Origin of the sequence: Parafilimonas terrae (assembly GCF_900115755.1) — a bacterium.
GTDB lineage: Bacteria > Bacteroidota > Bacteroidia > Chitinophagales > Chitinophagaceae > Parafilimonas > Parafilimonas terrae.
On record NZ_FOXQ01000002.1, the window covers coordinates 70,341 to 90,652 of the forward strand.

14 protein-coding genes are annotated in these 20,312 nt (G+C 40.9%); 4 read left to right on the forward strand and 10 right to left on the reverse strand.

The genetic code is table 11. From position 1 onward, the window contains the following. Positions 1 to 38: 38 nt before the first annotated feature. A complete protein-coding gene (locus BM015_RS05155) occupies positions 39 to 2,369 on the forward strand; it encodes an outer membrane protein assembly factor BamB family protein (RefSeq protein ID WP_090655500.1) in 2,331 nt (776 codons plus the stop codon). Positions 2,370 to 2,423: 54 nt separating this feature from the next. Continuing rightward, positions 2,424 to 4,352: an FG-GAP-like repeat-containing protein gene (locus tag BM015_RS05160; protein ID WP_177191819.1), complete on the forward strand. Its 1,929-nt coding sequence runs from the start codon at positions 2,424 to 2,426 to the stop codon at positions 4,350 to 4,352. Positions 4,353 to 4,532: 180 nt separating this feature from the next. On the opposite strand, the gene BM015_RS05165 is transcribed toward BM015_RS05160, so the two are convergent. After that, positions 4,533 to 4,910, reverse strand: coding sequence for a ribosomal maturation YjgA family protein (locus tag BM015_RS05165; protein WP_090655506.1), 378 nt, complete (start codon positions 4,908 to 4,910; stop codon positions 4,533 to 4,535). Between the two features lie 448 nt (positions 4,911 to 5,358). On the opposite strand from BM015_RS05165, the gene BM015_RS05175 reads away from it, so the two are divergent. Continuing rightward, entirely contained in the window at positions 5,359 to 7,341 is a 1,983-nt protein-coding gene (locus BM015_RS05175; RefSeq protein ID WP_090656147.1) for a glycoside hydrolase family 97 protein, read from the forward strand. Between the two features lie 312 nt (positions 7,342 to 7,653). Here BM015_RS05175 and BM015_RS05180 read toward each other — a convergent pair whose 3' ends face one another. After that, entirely contained in the window at positions 7,654 to 7,953 is a 300-nt protein-coding gene (locus tag BM015_RS05180) for a hypothetical protein (protein ID WP_090655511.1), read from the reverse strand. A 191-nt stretch (positions 7,954 to 8,144) separates the two neighbouring features. Here BM015_RS05180 and htpG point away from each other — a divergent pair, with 191 nt between their 5' ends. After that, positions 8,145 to 9,983, forward strand: coding sequence for a molecular chaperone HtpG (htpG, locus tag BM015_RS05185; RefSeq protein WP_090655513.1), 1,839 nt, complete (start codon positions 8,145 to 8,147; stop codon positions 9,981 to 9,983). Between the two features lie 176 nt (positions 9,984 to 10,159). Here the strand turns inward: htpG and BM015_RS05190 are convergent, their stop codons facing one another. The 8 genes from BM015_RS05190 to BM015_RS05225 form a co-directional block, all read right to left on the reverse strand. Beyond that, positions 10,160 to 10,540: an RNA recognition motif domain-containing protein gene (locus tag BM015_RS05190; RefSeq protein ID WP_090655516.1), complete on the reverse strand. Its 381-nt coding sequence runs from the start codon at positions 10,538 to 10,540 to the stop codon at positions 10,160 to 10,162. 242 nt (positions 10,541 to 10,782) lie between these two features. Beyond that, on the reverse strand, positions 10,783 to 11,967 hold the full coding sequence (locus BM015_RS05195; protein ID WP_090655519.1) for a DUF5009 domain-containing protein: 1,185 nt from the start codon (positions 11,965 to 11,967) through the stop codon (positions 10,783 to 10,785). A gap of 270 nt (positions 11,968 to 12,237) precedes the next feature. After that, positions 12,238 to 13,641 carry a c-type cytochrome domain-containing protein gene (locus tag BM015_RS05200; protein ID WP_090655521.1) on the reverse strand — a complete coding sequence of 468 codons (1,404 nt, stop codon included), beginning with the start codon at positions 13,639 to 13,641 and terminating at the stop codon, positions 12,238 to 12,240. A gap of 54 nt (positions 13,642 to 13,695) precedes the next feature. Further along, on the reverse strand, positions 13,696 to 14,049 hold the full coding sequence (locus BM015_RS05205; protein ID WP_090655524.1) for a four helix bundle protein: 354 nt from the start codon (positions 14,047 to 14,049) through the stop codon (positions 13,696 to 13,698). A gap of 72 nt (positions 14,050 to 14,121) precedes the next feature. Beyond that, the gene (locus tag BM015_RS05210; protein ID WP_090655527.1) at positions 14,122 to 15,048 is read right to left on the reverse strand and encodes a sugar phosphate isomerase/epimerase family protein; all 927 of its coding nucleotides are present in this window, start codon (positions 15,046 to 15,048) and stop codon (positions 14,122 to 14,124) included. 127 nt (positions 15,049 to 15,175) lie between these two features. After that, entirely contained in the window at positions 15,176 to 16,678 is a 1,503-nt protein-coding gene (locus tag BM015_RS05215; RefSeq protein WP_090655529.1) for a DUF1501 domain-containing protein, read from the reverse strand. A 53-nt stretch (positions 16,679 to 16,731) separates the two neighbouring features. After that, positions 16,732 to 17,271 (reverse strand): ORF6N domain-containing protein, encoded by a 540-nt coding sequence (locus BM015_RS05220; RefSeq protein ID WP_090655532.1) that lies wholly within the window; start codon positions 17,269 to 17,271, stop codon positions 16,732 to 16,734. Between the two features lie 259 nt (positions 17,272 to 17,530). After that, positions 17,531 to 20,293, reverse strand: a complete 2,763-nt coding sequence (locus tag BM015_RS05225; protein WP_090655534.1) for a DUF1553 domain-containing protein — start codon at positions 20,291 to 20,293, stop codon at positions 17,531 to 17,533. Positions 20,294 to 20,312 lie beyond the last annotated feature (19 nt).

The following is a 20,312-nucleotide window of genomic DNA, read 5'->3' on the forward strand; positions in this document are numbered from 1 at the left end:
CCTGGAAACACCGCTTTTTTTAAAAACGTTTTTAAGCCATGTTGAAAAAGAAACCTGTTTTTTACACAAAACTATCTGGTGCAGTTATTTTACTGTTGCTATTGATATATGGATGCGGTGATTCATCCCAATCAAACCAGCACACTTCATGGAGGGATTATGGAGGAGGCCCCGATCAGTCAAAATATGTAATTGAAGACGACATTACAAAGGATAATGTTAACCAGCTTGAAGTTGCCTGGACCTATCCTATGGGTGATAGCCGCGTTTACCAGTGGAACCCCATCATTATTGATACCGTAATGTATGTGCTGGCAAAAAATAGTTCGCTGGTAGCATTGAACACAAAAACGGGCAAAGAAATATGGATACATGCCAATCTTCGCGGCATTGCATCAAGAGGCATAAATTACTGGGAGAGTAAAGACAAAAAAGACCGGCGGTTATTATTTCAAATGAATAATTACCTGCAGGCAATAGATGCTGCCACAGGAAAGTCAATACTTACATTCGGTAAAAACGGGCTGGTTGATTTGAAGGAAGGCTTAGGTTACGATCCTGAAACAGTATCACGCGCCCAGTCAAATACACCCGGGAAAGTGTTTGAAAATTTATTATTGCTCGGTGGTGCGCCCGGTGAAAATTATGTTTCCACGGCCGGCCATTTAAGAGCTTATGATGTTGTAACAGGTAAATTAGCCTGGACGTTTCATACCGTTCCCCAGCCGGGCGAATTTGGGTATGACACCTGGCCAAAAGATGCTTATAAATATATTGGCGGCGTAAACACCTGGGGCGAAATAACTGTGGATGAAAAAAGGGGAATAGCTTATTACCCGCTCGGTTCTCCCACTTATGATTATTATGGGGGAGACAGGATTGGCAGCAACCTGTTTGGCAACTGTATATTAGCACTGGATGCCCGTACCGGCAAACGCCTTTGGCATTTTCAAACGGTGCACCACGACCTGTGGGATTACGACCTGGCCGCAGCGCCGCAATTAATAACCGTAGATCACGATGGTAAAAAAGTGGATGCTGTTGCCGTTGCCAGCAAAACAGGTTTTCTCTTCGTACTTAACCGCGAAACAGGAGAGCCGCTCTGGCCTATTGAAGAAAAGCCTGTGATGCAAAGCGATATTCCGGGCGAACAATCCTGGCCTACTCAGCCTTTTCCAACAGTGGTGCCGCCATTTAACCGTCAAAAAATTACTTCCGCAGATGTAAATCCTTATTTCCTTTCAGATTCAGAAAGAAAGGAATGGAAAACCAGGCTCGATACGGTACCAACAGGATTATTTGTTCCTGTTTCCATGAAGCGGGAAACCTTTTCCATTCCAGGCGCCGTAGGTGGCGCCAGTTGGGGCAGCACTGCCGCTATTCCCGATAAAGGGATTGTATTTGTGCGCAGTGTAGATTACCCTTCTGTGTATGGAAAAGTAGTTAAAATTTCTCCTCCCTCCGCTGAAGAAAAAGCGGCAAAAGAAAGAGTATCCGGCGGGCGGTCCATTTATACAACTACCTGCCAGGTTTGCCACGGAGCGGATAAAAAAGGCGGCGTTGGCCCCGAGTTGCTGACATTGAAGAGCAAATTGAATGTAAAAGAATTTCAGTTTTTGGTTAATAACGGCAAGGGCGAAATGCCGGCTTTTGCAACACTTAAGGAAGATGACATAAAAAACCTGTATGATTATATCACATCTAATACCCCCTATAATTACAGGTTGTTTGGTGCGCCGGGCAATATGAAGGTTACCGGTCCTGTGGTAGATTCAGGCGGGGCCCCGGGAGGGCTAAACCAGCGCGTGGTTAAAGGGCCGGCAGCTTCATTTAGCTTTGGGCTTGAATATGGCATTCCGTATCCTGACGGTATTGACGCTCCTTCAGACCGGTATTTTATTCCGCCGGGCTGGGGTTTGGCGTTCCCGTATATTGTAAGCCCGCCCTGGTCAACTATCACTGCATACGACCTGAATACGGGTACTGTTAAGTGGCAAATACCAATTGGTACCGATAAAGAAGCTGCCAAGCTGGGCGGCAAAAACACGGGCATGCTCAGGGCCCAGCGACAAAGTATGATTGTTACCTCCACAGGCGTTTTATTCTGCACCGGCAAAGACGGGAAGATTTATGCTTTTGATGTTGATAACGGCAAGGAATTATGGTCTTACGAATTGCCAACAGGAACGGAAGGCATCCCTTCTATGTATGAAATTAATGGAAAACATTACATAGTGGTGTGCGCCTCGTCTCCGTTTAAGTTCGGAAGGGGAGATGAAAAAGCGGCGGCTGAAGCGCCTTCATCATCTTCAACGCCCGAAACCAGTAAAGGTTCTTATATAGTTTTTTCATTGCCTGATAAAAAATAGCAGGCATTCAATAAAGGAATTGTTATGATTGAATCATATTTAAAATCATTGCCAATGAAACCTGTCATCTGCTTAGCATTCTTTTTTATAGTTGCTTTTTCCTGCGCTGCCCAGCAGGCGCCAGATGCACCTTTGTCGGAGTTTGGGTTGAGCTTTTTGCCCGATCACACATTTAAAGGCTCGTCGCTTAATGGCTGGCATACCGTGGGTAACGCCAAATGGCAGGCCGGCAACGGAGAATTAATCGGCGAAGTAAAAGCCGGCGCCACCGGTGGATGGCTGGCTATGGACAGTGGTTACCAGGATATTGCTTTTCATGCTTTATTTAAAACAACCGGCAATAGCGAAGCAGGGTTATTGTTCCGCACAGAAAAAACCGGTAATGGCTACCGCGGCGTATTGCTTTCTTTAAGAAAAGACAGCATAGCTCCATACAGCATAATGCTGGATGCTAACGGCAAAGAAATCAGCCGTACAAAGCTGAGGTATGCAGGTGGTATCAATTACCGCATGGCGCCGCCGCCGGATACATCCCGCAGAAGGATGGCCAATTTTATGCCCCAGCGCCCTCCGGCGCCGGCAGATTTACCTGTAAGGCCGCCAAATACCAGTTTCCGGGAAAATGACTGGAATGAAATTGAAGTATTTCTTGAAACGAATGTTATCCGCAGTTTCTTAAACGATGGCAGGGAAGTTGGCGGTGCAGTAGATGGTGATTACGGCATTTCCGGTTTTGGCCCGATGGCTTTGTATATAAGCGGGCCGGGCGAGGTACGCTTTAAAGACGTAATGTATAAAGATCTTTCAATCCGGTACACACCTGCAGAAGAAACTTCTTCGCGGTTTAAAGTACAGTGCATCAGCGATTTTTATTATTCATGGGGCTCGGCTGCCGCCGACTTTAACCAGGATGGCAACATAGATATTATAGCAGGCCCTTATATTTATTTTGGCCCTGATTTTACCAAATCAAAAGAAATATACCCGGCTGTGGCAAAAGGCCCTTCGCAGGAATTTACGGCGGTTAACCATGAATTTACTTACGATGTAAACCAGGATGGCTGGCCGGATATTATAACCGGATGGGGCTCGCCTTCGGTATATATTAATCCTAAAACAGAATCAAGGCGCTGGGAAGTGTATTCACCTATACCCGGTACACAGAGCGAAACCACACTATTTACGGATATTGATAATGATGGAAAACCAGAATTGGTGTATGCATCGCAAACGCAGTTCCGTTATGCCAAGCCTGAAGCTGATTCTAAAACCTGGACGGAATATAATGTTTCTGAAAAGGGCTATGCCCTGGCACATGGCATTGGCACAGGCGATATAAACGGCGATGGCCGCACTGATATATTGGGCGCAACCGGCTGGTGGGAACAACCTGCAACTTTAAGTAAAGACAAAACGTGGAAATATCATCCGTTTGCCTTTGGCCGTTATAAAAACAGGGCAACCAATATAGGCGGGTCTGTTATGGCTGTTTATGACGCCAATGGCGATGGGTTGAACGATGTGGTTTCCAATTTAAATGTTCATGGTTTTGGCCTTGCATGGTTTGAGCAGAAAAAAGATGCTGCGGGCAATATTTCGTTTGAACGCCACATAATAAATGATGATTATTCTGTAAAAAGCGTGGGCGATGTTACCTTTTCCCAGGGCCACGCCGCCACGTTTGCCGATATTGATAATGATGGCGTAATGGATTATATAGTTGGCAAGCGCTTTTTCACGCATCTTGATAATATGTTTGATCCCGATGCCTACGGCCCGCCGGTATTGTATTGGTACCGTACCGTGCGCAATAAAAATGCACCGGGCGGCGCGGAGTTTGTGCCTGAATTAATACATAACCGTTCCGGCGTTGGCTCGCAGGTTACGGCAATCGATCTTAACAATGATGGCGCTGTAGATATTCTTACTTCCAATAACCGCGGAACATTTATATTCTGGAATGTGGGTACACAAAAACGTTGAATTAATCATAATTAAAAACAGGATTGAGTTTATAATATTTGAATGATCTCTTGGCACACGTTGGTTTTTTGTCTCTTTCCTGCTGCGAACACGGATAATTTTTATTATCTGTGTTTTCGCGGCAGAAGTTTATGCTGATACATAACCTCTCTGGTTGTATCAAAATTTATATGCCTGTTTTTATGTAGATGCCGGCTGTTTGTTTTTATCAAGCAAAATAACCAGCCCTATGCCTAATGTATAAGCTATTAAGTCTGTCCATTCAAATGATGTTCCAATCACGACTCTTGCAAGGTTTGTGTTTTGAAGCCCCAGCATTTTTACAATATTAAAATATTGAAGCACTTCTATAAGGTATGAAAACAGCAGCACGCCAATAGCCGTAATTACCAGGGGCGTATTGAAGAATGATTTAATAAAACAGTAGATTAAGATAACAACCAGGAAATCTCCAAAGAAGGGCCTTATAAAATTGTCATGAGCAAATAGTGCAATAACAACTTCAATTAAAAGCAGTATAACAAAGATGATAAAATACCTGCGTTGAAATCTTGGCATGCGTCATTACTTATGTATTGTTTCTGAATCGAAGCCGTAAAATAAACCTAAGATATCATTCATAACAATCCTCTTCAATTTCGAATTTCACAACTCTTCACAGTAAATTGTTTATTCATTTAGCTCCTTCACAAAAACTTTATATTAAATATTGGGACGGAATATAGATAATGTTTGCGAACCCATGCTTACAACCTGTGGCCAGGAATCGCGCCGGCTTACCTATCTTCACCAATGATATTATGGCAGCGTTGTGTTATAAAGAAGAATTGAATTTATCTATGAAGATGTTCGGCAGCGAATTTGTAAAAGAACACGGCGCCACGGTAAAAAAAACGTACCGGATTCCTATACCAGTTGATGAAATTAACAGGGCGCTTCAGTTAGAACAAAGTACCGGGTTTAATTTAATTTGTATTTAAAAAACGTTTCAGAAATTATATCATACATGAAATTCAAAAATTATCTCGCTGTTTTTTTATTTACCATAGTTAGCGCTATAAATGTATGGGCAAAAGATACATTGCAGGTTTGCTCGCCATCCGGTAAAATTTGTGTGAAGGTTTGGATGGATAAAAAACTTTCTTACAGCGTATGGGATAACAATCAGCTAATAGTTGCGCCTTCATTTATTGATATGATTTTGCAGGATGGAAAAACATTATCGCTGAACAATTCAATAAGATCATCATCAGTAAAAAAAATATCTGATACCATTACTTCGCCGGTGCCTGAAAAAAGAAAAATTATACCAGACGTTTATAATGAACTTTCAATAAAATTTAAACAACCATTTAAGCTGCAATTCCGGGCGTATGATGATGGTGTTGCTTACAGGATAATAACGGGTTTTAAAGATTCTATTATTATAAAAGATGAAGTGGCTGATTTTAATTTTCCCGGTGAATCTTCCGGTTACTTCCAGGAAATTCCTTTTAATGATAGCACCGATATGTTTCAGACTTCTTTTGAAAATGTATATACTTTCAAAAAACTGTCTGAATTTCCTATAAGTTCTATCGCGTATTCACCAATATTAATTGTGCCAAAATCTAATCCTAAAATTGCCATTACAGAATCTGACCTGGAAGATTATCCCGGCATGTTTGTTACCGGCGCCGGCACTGCTTCTTTAAAAGCTGTGTTTGCACATTATCCATTGCAAGAAAAAATAAACTGGGCTTTATATTCTCAAAGTTTGGTTGCCAAACGCGCAGATTATATAGCCAGGACAAAAGGCACAAGAACCTTTCCATGGCGTGTATTAATGATTGCTGAAGAAGATAAAGATTTGCCTTCGAATGATATGGTTTACAGGCTGGCATCACCCTCCCGTGTTGCCGATGTTTCCTGGATAAAGCCGGGCAATATTACAGATGAATGGATTATTGATCTCAACTTATATAACGTTCCCTTTAAAGCCGGTCGCAATACGGCTTCTTACAAATACTATATTGATTTTGCAAAGCGGTTTGGCTTTGACCGTATCATGATGGATGCAGGATGGAGCGATAATAATGATTTGCTGAAAGTAGTGCCTGAAATTGATATGGATACGCTTGTTGCCTATGCAAAAAAACAAGGTGTAAAAATCGCTGTGTGGACACAGGCGCTCACCTTAAACAGGCAGCTTGATAGTGCACTTGACCAGTTTAATAAATGGGGTATTGATTTTATCATGACTGATTTTATTGATCGTGACGACCAGGTAGCTGTTGATTTTCACCAGCGGGTTGCTGAAGCATGTGCAAAACATAAAATCATGATTATGTTTCATGGCACTTATCCGCCAAAAGGATTTAACCGCACTTATCCCAATGCCGTTACGCGGGAAGCGGTACTTGGTTCAGAATATAATATGTGGAGCGATAAGCCTTCGCCCGACCATGATTTGCTTTTGCCTTTTACGCGTATGTTAGCGGGGGCGATGGACTATGAACCGGGCATGCTGATCAACATGACCAAAGAAAATTTCAGGAACATAAATGGTTATGTAATGAGCCAGGGCACACGCTGTCATCAGCTTGCCATGTTAGCTGTGTACGATAACCCTATGCAGTTTTTTGCGGGCAATCCATCACAGGGGTTTACTGAACCCGCTTACATGGAACTATGGGGGAGCATTCCAACCACGTGGGACCAAACAATAATCCTCGATGCTAAAGTTGGAGAATACATTATTACTGCGCGGGAAAAAGATGGTAACTGGTACATTGGCGGTATGAGCAATTGGTCAGAAAGAGACCTTCCGGTAAACTTTGATTTTCTGGATGAAGGAAGTAAATATAAAGCAACGATTTGTAAAGATGGTATGAATGCAGAACGCTATGCATCAGATTATATAATTGATAGTTTAACCGTTACAAAAAAGGATAATATGCAAATGCATTTGGCGCCGGGTGGCGGCTTCCTTATAAAACTCGAAAAGTAACTGTGTTGAATAAATTGGTTGAGTAATGTTAGAAAGTAACCGTTAGTCTCCGTCAAACGAATTGCCTGACCCGGTCCGTTGCAAATTAATTATGATGATTATCACAGGGTGGCGCCCATTCCTTTTGTCAGAATTACAGGCCAATCCGAATATTGATCAAAACTCGGGGTATCAATAAACAGAATTATCCGTATTAATAGATAAACTCATTCATAAATGTCAGCCTTATGATGTTGACTACTGCAACCGCCTGGCAGCCATCGCTGCCGGGCTTTTTTATTATTTCTTTTCAGGAGGGAAAATGGTAACAGGTCAATTGTTTTCCTGCCGGGGCGCTGTTGCAGCGCCAGCCTGTTTTTTTGCGGGAAATATTCTGTAAAAAAGCACACCTATTGCATAAGAGATAATATAGATAATACCTGCGTCTTTAAAATGCGGCAGCATTGAACTGGCGGTCCATTCAAAAGAAAAAGGGCCGAGGTCAAAATAGAATACGCAAAAAACTATATAGCCAGCTATAAGGGTTATAATGTGGCTTTGTGTTCCGTAAAGCAAAAATAAAACAAGCACTACTACGCCAAAATATATAAGTAATGTATCAAATGTTGTCATTATGTTTGATTTGCAGGCATGCAAATTTAGAAGATATTTGACAACCTGTCATTTTTCTTTATCTGGTATTTTCTTTGTTTTGCAGGCTTGAATTTAAAACCGAAGCTGCGCATTGCTATGCTGTACAAGTGTTGCGACGCAACCGTGCTCAATAGCATTACTGCGGCTGATTACATAAAAAATATATTTCAATGCAAAAAGGACAAATAAGAGTTCATACAGAGAACATCTTCCCGATCATTAAAAAATTTCTCTACAGCGATCATGACATTTTTTTACGCGAACTGATAAGCAACGCCGTTGATGCTACGCAGAAAGTAAAAACACTTGCTTCTATTGGCGAATTTAAAGGCGAGCTTGGCGACCTGCGCATTGATATTGTGATTAACAAAGAAGATAAAACGTTAAGCATTATAGATCGTGGTGTTGGTATGACGGAAGCTGAAGTGGATAAATACATTAACCAGGTTGCCTTCAGCAGCGCTGAAGATTTTTTGCAGAAATATAAAGATGCGAATATCATCGGCCATTTTGGTTTGGGTTTTTACAGCGCTTTTATGGTGAGCGATAAAGTGGAGATATTCACCAAAAGTTTTAAAGATGAACCTGCTGTTTACTGGAGTTGCGATGGCAGCCCGGAATATGAATTATACCAGGTGGAAAAAGAGGAGAGGGGCACCCGCATTGTGCTGCATGTAAATGAAGAAAGCAAAGAATTTTTAGAAGCAGACCGCATTAAAGGTATTCTTGAAAAATTCTGCCGCTTTTTGCCGGTGCCTGTTTATTTTGAAGACAAGCAGATTAATAATACCAATCCTATATGGACAAAGAAACCATCTGAATTAACCACGCAGGATTACCAGAATTTTTATAAAGAATTATATCCTTTTGGTGAAACGCCTTTGTTCTGGATTCATTTGAATGTAGATTATCCGTTTAACCTTACCGGTGTTTTATATTTTCCAAAGATTAAGCAGAGCTACGAAATCCAAAAAGATAAGATACAATTATACAGCAACCAGGTTTTTGTAACTGATGAAGTAAAAGATATTGTACCTGAATTTTTAATGTTGCTGCATGGTGTGATTGACAGCCCTGATATTCCGCTGAATGTAAGCCGCAGTTATTTGCAGGGCGACCCGAATGTGAAGAAGATAAACACTTACATTACCAAGAAAGTTGCCGATAAACTTGAAGAGATTTTTAATAAAGAGCGCAGCGAGTTTGAAGAAAAATGGGAAAGCCTTGGTTTGTTTGTGAAGTATGGAATGATGACAGATGATAAATTTCTTGAAAAAGCAAACAAGTTCTTTATTATGGAAGATGCGTCTGTGAAAAAATTCTATACGCTTGATGAATACAGGACTGCAACAGAAGCATCGCAGAAAAATAAAGATGGCAAGCTGGTGCTTCTTTATACAACTGATCCTGTTCAGCAGGATAGCTATATAAAAGCTGCCGCCAATAAAGGTTATAAAGTGGTGAAGATGGAAACGCTGGTTGATGCGGCTTTCATCAACACGATGGAAATGAAATGGGAGAATGTGACTTTTAAGCGGGTTGATGCTGATATAGTTGATAATTTAATTGATGCACAGGAAACCAATGAAAGTGTTTTAAACAAAGATGAAGAAGCTAAGCTGAAAGAATGGTTTGGTTTGCAAATTGGCGAAACGCATATTACGGTTGATGTAAAAGGTTTAAGCGCCGATGCACCGCCGGTAGTCGCCACACGCCCTGAATTTATGCGCCGTATGAAAGATATGGCAGGCGTTGGCGGCGGCATGGCTTCTTTTTACGCTCAAATGCCTGATGAAGTAACATTAACGGTTAATGGTAATCATTCTATTTACCAGCAATTATTAAAAGAAGATAATTCAGATAAATTGAATAAGCAGGTGCGTAATCTTGCAGACTTAGCTTTGCTTTCTCAGGGTTTGTTGAAGGGTGAAGAACTCACCAGCTTTATTAACCGCAGTGTTGAACTGATGGAAGGCAAAACAAAAAGTAATATTATACTGGAAGCATAGAATTTAAACGTATTAAATGTCTTCATGAAAGCCCTGAAAGATTTACACTTTCGGGGCTTTTTATTTTGTAAATTTTCTGTATGATGGAACTAATTACGCATTAAAAAAGGCCTGCAGGTTTTTAAACCGCAAGCCTTTTTTTAATGCGTTAACGATGAATACCGGAAGGTATTTTTTTAAAACCTTCTCCTGTTAAAATCACCTCCGTCCCTGTCATTATCCCTGTCGCGGCTGCTCCTGTAATTGTCCCTGCCACCACTCCTGTAATTGTCACGGCTGCTGCTTCTGTAACTATCCCTGCCGCCACTGCCTTCACTTCTTTCTTCTGCTTTCTTTACAGAAAGCTTTTTGCCTTTAATGCCTGCGCCATCAAGTGCTTCAATAGTTTGCAATGCTTCAAGGCTGTCGGGCATTTCTACAAAGCCAAAGCTCTTTCGCCTGCCGGTGTTGCGGTCCATAACAAATCTTGCTGACGTTACAGTGCCGTATAGTTCAAACATTTCTTTTAAATCGGTATCATCAAAATCATTGGGGAATCCCGTAACGAAGAGCTTCATGTAAATTGTTGTTTCGGCAAATGTAATCTTTAGCTTTTCAAAACAGGCATTTATGCCATAATTTAATCGTTTAAATTACATGATAGGAGAAATTTAACAATAAACGTGTTTTTTAGCCTGTTATGGATTTAATTGCTTTTGCGGAAATTAATGGGTTCACTGTTCACAATTCGCAGGTTTATTACTGAGCTTCACATTTCAACTTATCAACTATTCAACCAAATCCACTTCTCTTTACCCTATCATATTTTCAACCGCATGTGTTTCTTTTCCAGCATAGCTGTTATAAAGATCACAATAAATGCAATGGCAAAAGAGCGCAGCAAACCACCAATGCCTTCGGCAAGAAATACAGGATATTTTATATGAAATAAAACCATGAAGGAGTATAAAAAATAGGGTATGAGATAACAGGTTAAAGTGCTGGTGCCCGCCGGTTTTATTATGTTAAACCAATCTGTCTTTCCTTTTATATCTATCAGGTAAATCAATAAACTGAAAATAAGAATGCTGATGCCCGTGCAAATGCCAACCCACGATGGTGTACCGTGTATTTTTGAAATTCCGCCAAACGGCCTCAACAAAAAACCGAGTGTTATCATACCAACACCTGCAATAAACATTATAGTAAAAAATTGTTGCCGGCTGGTGCTATTGCTTTGCCGGTAAATAACAGAAACAATAATGCCGCTCATTATAAATGATACTTCAGAGCCGCCGTTTAAAAACCAGCAATATTTCAGTATGCTTGAAACAGGTTTTAGCAGCTCTGTTTGATTAAGTGTTGTATAAATAAGAAAGAAAATAAATGCGGCAAGTAACAATTTTGGCCTGCCATTGCTGAAAAGATAAATTAATGCGCAGGTTAAATATGCCCATCCTATCAATCCTAAAATGCCCCACCAGTGCGGTTGCATCCATGTTATGCCATGCGGTGATTCGCCTTTATATAAAACCGCCATTGATATTAAAATTATAACACCGGTTGATCGTAAAATATGCTGTTTTATTTTGCTGATAGTTTTATAATCAAGCCAGATAAGAAAAAAGGCAAGCGTTATTAATATTTCCCAAACGGGCATTGGTAACAATGCAGCTTCCTCATTATAACTTTCAAGGTTTACATGAAAGAAACCCATAATAATGAGTGTAAGCGAACGCAAAATGATGTGCCACATAATGGATTGTTTGCTTTCGCCGGATTGCATTCTTTTATTTAATGCAAATGGAACGGAAAGCCCCACAATAAAAAGAAAAGAGGGGAAAATAGTGTCGGCAAAGCCCAAGCCGTCCGCGCTCTCGCTAACATGCTTTATCCATTCAGGAATATTGCTTACGCCATCCACATCGTTTACGAAGATCATGAGGAACATGGTGACGGCCCTGAATACATCTATTGATTGCAGGCGGCGTGGCAGTTGTTGCATGGCTAATAATATTTTGCATGATACAATAATTAATGCAGTGTCATCAATGTAGTTGATCTAAGAAAATACTCAATATTCCCCGCCTGACCGAATCAGTCGGGCAGGAACAAAACAATACGCAATGTTCAATTGTAAAACCTTTGCATATTGGGCATTGCTGCCTGACTGATCCTGCCAGGCGGAGGTATTATATAATTTTAAAAATTGAATCTTGGATAAACAACATTGAATGCAGTATAAAGATTATTTTTCAAAATATTGTTATATAGTTCAATATTGAACTTTTGCTTTAACTGTTGTAGTATCTGTAACTAATGTAGGCACAATGTAACCGCCGCTGTCAAGTTGTGTTTTGGGAAATGCCTGCTGTAAACCGGGCCAGTCCTGCTTTGCAATTAATGTTTTATAAAGATAGATTGATTGTAATTTAGGCAAGGCCTTTAATTCACTTATGCCCTGTGCCGAAACTTTTGTATTTACAAGATTTAAATAGCGGAGATTAGTGAGCGCTGTAAGATTTTTCAATCCTTTATCCGTAACAGGCGTTCCATCTAAAAATAACTTGATGAGGTTAGTGCATTGCGCAATTGTTTTTAAACCTTCATCATTAATATTTGTGCCACTTAGTTTTAAAGAAACCAGTTGCTTGCTGAAGTTTGTTATCTGTTGCAAATCATTATTGTCAACAGTTGTATCGTTAATAAAACTTACTGTAATGTAATTGCTGTTTAAAGCAACCGGCAATACCAGGATATTTTTTGCTTTCAATTGTGCAATAGCATTTGCATCAGCAGGCTCAACAGGTGAAGATGGAAGATCAGATGTTACTTTTATTTCAGGGCTTACATTTTGCAAAGCAATTAATACAGGCTTTATTTTATCATCCTGCGGAAGCTGGTTTACTTTTTTATCAAACGATGCGCCATTTGCAATCCACCAATGTATTAATGCAAATTGTTCTTTTGTGGGTTGCGGTTTTTCTTTAGGCGGCATGTGGTCATCATCGTAATCGGGCAGCAGCATTCTTTTAATGAGCTCACTTTCATCAGCATTACCCGGTTCAATCACAATACCATCCTTTCCGCCTTTTATTAATCGTAAGCTATCATCCATTCTTAGTTTGCCTTTTTGTTTGTTTGGGCCGTGACAGGAATAACATTTAGTTTGAAAGATGGGCTGTATAACATCCGCATATACCTGTGCCTCCTGCACATTGGCAATAGGCTTTATAATCATTGATTCAGCTGTATCATTAAAAATATTTGTAAAAGGCCTGGATAAATAATCAGAGCCATGCGTAAGCGATCCGCCCAAATGACCGGTTAATGCTATTAAAATTAAAAGGGCAACAGACAATACCGGTTTATTTACCTTGAACCGGTTATTTTTTTCCTTTGCATACAACACAAAAGCCGCAAGTGTTGTAGCAATACCCATCCACATGTGCCAACTTGCAATATTTTCATTATAATCATCGGTTATAGAAAGCAGGTAACCGGTAATGCAGGAAAACAAACCCATAATTGCGCCGGTTAATAATATTACGGGAACAGCCTGTTGAAGTACTTCATATTTCTTTATTCGGGAAAGCCATTGCAGCAATAAAGCAATTAATAAAATGCCAATGGGCAAATGAACAAGCAGTGGATGAAAGTGGCCAAGAAATTCGATCATAAAGAAAGCTATGAGCTGTTAGCTATGAGCTGCGAGCCTGATTATACGTAACATTCAGGAAATTAATTTATTTGAAAATGCTATGAGCATTTTTTGTTCTTCATCTATTTTGCTTAAAACAGAATTGAGAATATTTGTATTTCCAAAGTTTACTGCTTTTGCAATTAGCAATTGTGTTTCGAGCTCAAACGAAGAGCCTAATGAAATTTCTATAAATCTTTTATAGTCCTTTTCACTAAACCTACTGCTTCCTTCAGCTATGTTTGATGGAATTGAGACCGCTGATCTTGTTGCTTGTTGTGTAAGACTGAATTTTTCAGTTGCAGGAAACGTTTCAGTTAATTTGTACGTTTCAACTGCTATTTCAAATCCTTTTTGCCAAATTTTAAGTTCTTTAAAATTTCTCATTTTTTAAAAGTTTAAGCATTAATATATTTCATTTGAACTAACTGCTCGCAGCTCATAGCTAATAGCTCACAGCTATTTCTCATACCTCTCCCGCAGCGTCTTCATCATATAAACATTAATTGCCCACTGATCGGCTAAAGGCTGTTGTGTATAAGGAATAGTGGGCAAATAATTCGGCGGCCCAAATTCTGTAAGCACCGTAAGTGTATCGCCCTGTTGTTTTTTCATTTCAACAATTTTATCCCACCAGGCAAAATGCGCTTTAACTGCATCGTTCCATTCCGGTGCACGTGGATCGTTTACCTGCGGGCCTTCCTGGTGGCCAATGCGTGCATGCACATGATCTACACGCGGCAAAACAAGGTCAACTGTTTCCTGCTGGTCTTCCAGCAAAGTTTCATGCACGTTGCACCAGTGCGATATATCAAGCGTAAAACGTAAACCGGGAATATTTTCAAGATAATGCCTTGCCACCGGCGCTGAATACATAAGCCTTGAACGGTGCGTTTCATGGCAAATTTTTATACCGGTTGACTGATGCAAGGCGGTTGTGTGATCAATAAACGCTTTGCCCTGTTCAAACGAAAAATAATCCCTGCCCGAATGGCAATTTATGTATAAAGGTTTTTGAATGGTATTGCTTACAGCAGCGCCTATTATGTTGGTAAAACTTTCAAAATGTTGTTTAAAATCTTTCTCATGGCCTGCTGTTAAAAAACCAACTTCGAGGCTATATTTCTTCAATGCCGTAAATAATTCATCCTGGTCTTTTTTTTCTGTTGGCCACCATATTTCAATGCCATCATAACCTTCCTGTTTTACTTTGGCACAATACTCATCTATGGTTCCGTTAAAGCCCCAGTTGGTGGCTAAAATTTTTAATTGAAAATTTTTATTCATATTATTTTTTGAATATGGTGTTGCAAAAGTTTGCAACGATGAAAGCATTAAAGCTGTTGTTGCAGATGTGGTGGTTTGAATGAATTTGCGGCGCTTCATTTAAGTTATTTCGAATTCGTTTATAAGCCTTCAGATAGTTTTCTTAATTGATCCTTACAATTGAATATTGAGTATTGTATTGTTACGCATTGATTATTTTTCTTAAATCAATGCACATTGGTTTCTTTTATGCCAGAATCTCATTAATCACTTTTCCCTTTGTGTCCGTCAGCCGGAAGGGCCTTCCCTGGAAGTCGTATGTGAATTGCTCATGATCAAAACCAAGCTGGTTAAGAATGGTAGCCTGTATATCAAATGTATCTACCTTGCCGCTTATGGCACTATACCCAATCTCATCTGTTTCACCATAACTGCCACCTTTTTTTATACCGGCGCCTGCCATCCATATTGTAAATGCTTCGGTATGATGGTCTCTTCCCTTGAAAGGGTTTTGCTTGCCTTCGCGGTTTTCCATCATCGGCGTTCTGCCAAATTCACCGCCCCAAACCACTAATGTTTCTTCAAGCAAACCGCGTTGTTTTAAATCGAGTATCAATGCAGTTATACATTTATCCACCTGCCTGCATTTATTAATAAAACCAACATCTATAGCAAGGCTGGCATCGGTGCCGTGGCTGTCCCAGCCCCAATCGAATAACTGCACAAAACGAACACCTTTTTCAACCAGCTTTCTTGCCAGCAACACATTATTGGCAAAACAAGCGTGGCCGGGTTTTGTGCCATACATATCGTGAATATATTGCGGCTCATCATTTATATTCATTACTTCCGGCACTGATATCTGCATCTTATACGCCATCTCGTATTGCGAAATGCGGGAGAGGATTTCGGGGTCTTTATATGCTTTATATTCTTCAGCATTTACCTGGTTAATGGCGTCGATACTTGCCTTGCGCAAATCGCGGCTCATGCCATCAGGATCATTCAAAAACAAAACCGGTGCGCCTTCGCTGCGGCATTGCACGCCCTGGTAAACGCTTGGCAGAAAACCGCTGCCCCAAACACTTTTGCCTGCATCGGGGTTTCTGCCGCCGCTGGTTAATACAACAAATCCCGGCAGGTTTTCATTTTCGGTACCCAGCCCGTAAGTAACCCAACTGCCAATGCTCGGCCTGCCCAAACGCGGCGAACCGGTATGAACGAGCAATTGCGCAGGTGCATGGTTAAACTGATCTGTTGAAACTGCTTTTAAAAAGCTTACTTCATCCACAATAGATGCGAGGTGCGGCATGTTTTCGCTAACCCAGGCGCCGCTCTCACCGTGTTGTGCAAACTTTGCCTGCGGGCCTAACATTTTAGGAACACCACGTATGAATGCAAAACGCTTTCCTTCCAGTAAAGATTGCGGGCAAAGCTGGCCATCCATTTTCATTAGCTCGGGCTTATAATCAAACAGCTCAAGCTGTGATGGAGCACCCGCCATGTGCAGGTAAATTACGCTCTTTGCCTTGCCGGGAAATGGCGGCAGTTTTGGCGCCAGCGGATGTGCCGGATCAAATGCAATTTGTGATGATGCATTATTCTTCCCGCATCCAAACAATGCAGCCAATGCAAGGCCGCCCAAACCCATAGCGCTTTCTTTAATAAAATGCCGGCGCGTATGCATTTGCAATACCGATCTTTCTGCTTCCCGCAACAGGCGTTGGTTATGTAATTCTTTTTGAGTCATGTTTGTAAGCTTTTAGCTGCAGGCCACAAGCTGCAAGCTGTTAAATTCAACTATCACGCTTCGTCAGGTTTAAATCCAATCCTTATTCTCTTTTCTGCAGGAGGCGTTAATAATTGCTTTAACGCTTCGAAAATGTTTGCAATATCCTGTTTACTGGTTGTTACATCTTTTTCAAGTTTCTCTAACTTCAGTAAAATGTCTTTGTTTGTTAAGAGCATTTCCCGCATTTTAGTAAAGATGCGGATGATGCGAATATTTACCTGTATAGCAACTGCACTATTTAAAACACTTGAAAGCATGGCCACGCCTTGTTCGGTGAATGCAAAAGGCAACTTTCTGCTGCCACCCCAACTTGAAATCACAATTTGTGATTTCAAGTTTTCAGATTCTTTATTGTTTAACTGAAACATAAAATCTTTAGGAAAACGCTCCCTGTTTCTTTTAACTGCCTGGTTTAAAATTCTTGTTTCAACTCCATACATTTCTGCCAAATCCCGGTCGAGCATTACCTTCTGCCCACGTATTAAATATATTTTATTCATTACCACTTCATCCGTTAAAGCCGGTTGCGATTTCTTAGTTTCTTTAGCCATTTTTTATGAGTTTAGTTTGACCTCCTATTTTGTATTTCAAGTCCGTTTTATTTTGATGTTGCAAATTGCGACATCAAGTATTATTAATTGGAAATCACAATTTGTGGCCTCCAATTTTCAGAGCTTTGAGTTACATACTGCAAGCTCAATTGCCCTGAAAGTACAAGGGGGTGACGCAACAATCAATGCCATTAGTTACTGCTGCCGGCAACATAAAAATCATCAAAAGCCATTAATCATATAAATCCCGGTTCAGGCATTAATTCTTCGTAACCACTTCATCCAAATTCAGTATAGCATTTGCAACAACAATAAGCGCAGCGGTTGCTGCATTTGTATGTTCATTCATACCGCCCGTCATCTCACAAATTCCATTTTTATTATTGTTGAATTGATTAAGCGCTTTATTATACAGGTTTAATAATGCATTCAAACTTTTATCATTTATTTGCTGATAGGTTGCAAGCTGAAACCCTTTGCTGATCTGCGTTTTAACATCGCCACCATATTGCTGCATGCGGTATGCGAAATGACGTGCCGCATCAATGTATGCTGAATCATTCAATGTAGTGAGCGCCTGCAATGGTGTATTGGTGCGTATGCGGCGGGCAGAACAAAGCTCCCGCGATACGCCATCAAATGCCAGCATAGACGGGTAGGCTGAAGACCGTTTCCAGTAAGTATAAACGGCCCTCCGGTATTGATCTTCGCCCTCGCTTTGCACCCAGTCGGCGCCATTCCATGGAGATAACCATATACCTTTTGGCTGGTAAGGCATTACGCCGGGGCCGAACATTTTATCACTCATCAGGCCGCTGATACAAAGCGACTGGTCTCTTAACTGTTCTGCCGATAAACGAATGCGTGGTGCACGTGCATAAAATTTATTCTGCGGGTCTTTTTGTTCAAGTTCCGGTGTAAGCCTGGAATCTTGTTTATAAGTAGCACTTGTTACAATCTTTTTGATGAGCGTTTTTATGCTCCAATGATCGTCGTACATAAACTGGTAACTTAAATAATTCAGCAGCTCTGCATGCGTAGGCGGACTGCCCTGTGTGCCAAGGTCTTCCAACGTTTCAGCAAGGCCGGTTCCAAATAACTGTTCCCAGATGCGGTTAGCCATAGTGCGGGCAGTTAATGGATTTTGTTTTGATGTAATCCACAATGCAAGCCCCAGGCGGTTTTGCGGCGCATTCTTTGGAAAGCTGTTTAAAGAAGCCGGTACGCCGGGCGTTACTTTATCGCCTTTAGTTAACCAGTTGCCGCGTTCAAAAACATAGGTGGCACGGTGCATATCTTTCGGGTTATCCATCATAATGGGCGTGGTGGGAACATTTGCTTTCAACAGCTTCCAGTAATCATCTTTTATAGCGGCATAGCCCTGTTTATCTTTTCCCGGAAATTCCTGTGTAAAATATAGCCAGTCAAGCAGTGCGCCGGCATCAACTGCTTTTTTAAGATTATTGTTTGTGTATGTAAAAATAAGGTTGTGCACGCCGGTAGCAGGCTTAAGCGCAGTTTCTGTTATTTGCCAACCGTTTGTTTTGGCCAGCGGAATGGTTGCAATGGTTTCACCTTTTGCACTATCAAGATGTATTTGCCAAACGCCGCCTGCCATCCAACCCTGGTAGCGGAATATCAAGCGGTCTTTATTATCCAAATCAACATTCTTTAACCGGCACACTGCATGGTTCCGGAACGATGTCCATTTGGTATCATTCAACTCACTGTTGGTGAAGCTGTCACAGGTAAGTGAGTTATAAGCGGGCTGCCAGGTTTTTAAAAATGTATAAACTTCTTTTGATTTTTTTTCAGACACATTCTGTTTTATCCAGTTAACAACAGTTGAAAGTTCCTGCTGTAAAGTATCGTTATTATATGTGCGCAGCAAAGGGTAGTCGGCTTCTGTATCTTCATCGCGGGTATCGTTAAAGAAAGCCATGAACTTATAATAATCTTCATGTTTGAATGGGTCATAAGGATGGCTGTGGCACTGCACGCAGGAAAACGTTGTGCCCATTACCCCATACCAGGTTGTGTTTACACGGTCAAGCACAGCGGCCGTTCTGAATTCTTCATTATCGGTGCCGCCTTCATCATTCGTCATCGTATTGCGGTTAAATGCCGTTGCAATATAATCGGCATCTGTAGCGCCTTTTAAAAGATCGCCCGCAATTTGTTTTATGAGAAATGAATCATAAGGCATATCGTTATTATAGGCATTTATCAGCCAGTCGCGATATCGCCATATATTGCGGCCTGCATCACGTTCATAGCCTTTGGTATCAGCATACCTCGCCAGGTCAAGCCACATGCTGGCCCATTTTTCACCAAAATGTTTTGAAGCCAGTAATGAATCAACCAGTTCGTTATAGGCATTGTCATCATTGCTTTGTAAAAATTTATTGGCGATATTATCTGATGGCTGCATGCCAATAATATCAAGGCTTACGCGCCTTAATAAAGTTGCTTTATCTGCCTGCGGCGAAGGTTTAAGATTGGCTTCGCTGAATTTATCTTCAATAAAATTGTCAACTTCATTTTGTGCCCATGTGCTTTTTGATTTTAGCAAACCAAAAAACTTTTTTGGCTGCGGTACTTCAACCGGTTTTAAAGGAATATAAGCCCAGTGCTCGCCCCAGTTGGCGCCCTGGTCAATCCATTTGCGCAAAATTTCAATTTCTTCTTTGGGAAGCGGCGCATGCTGGTAAGGCATTCTTTCTTCAGGGTCTTTTAATGTAAGGCGGCGTATCATTTCGCTGCCATCTGCATCACCCGGGATAATGGCATATATACTGTCTTCCGTTTTTGCAAGCGCCTCATCGCGGAATAACAAACTAAAACCGCCTTTGGCTTTTACCCCGCCGTGACAGGTAATACAGCTTCTGTTGATGATAGGTTTTACCTGTGTGCTGAAATCAATTTTATTGGATGATTCATGAATTATCCAACCACCTGTTATAACCAGGATAGCTATAACGGCAACAGTAATGAGCAATCGTTTATTAAAAAGAGTATGCATGCAATTATCAGAGGCGTAA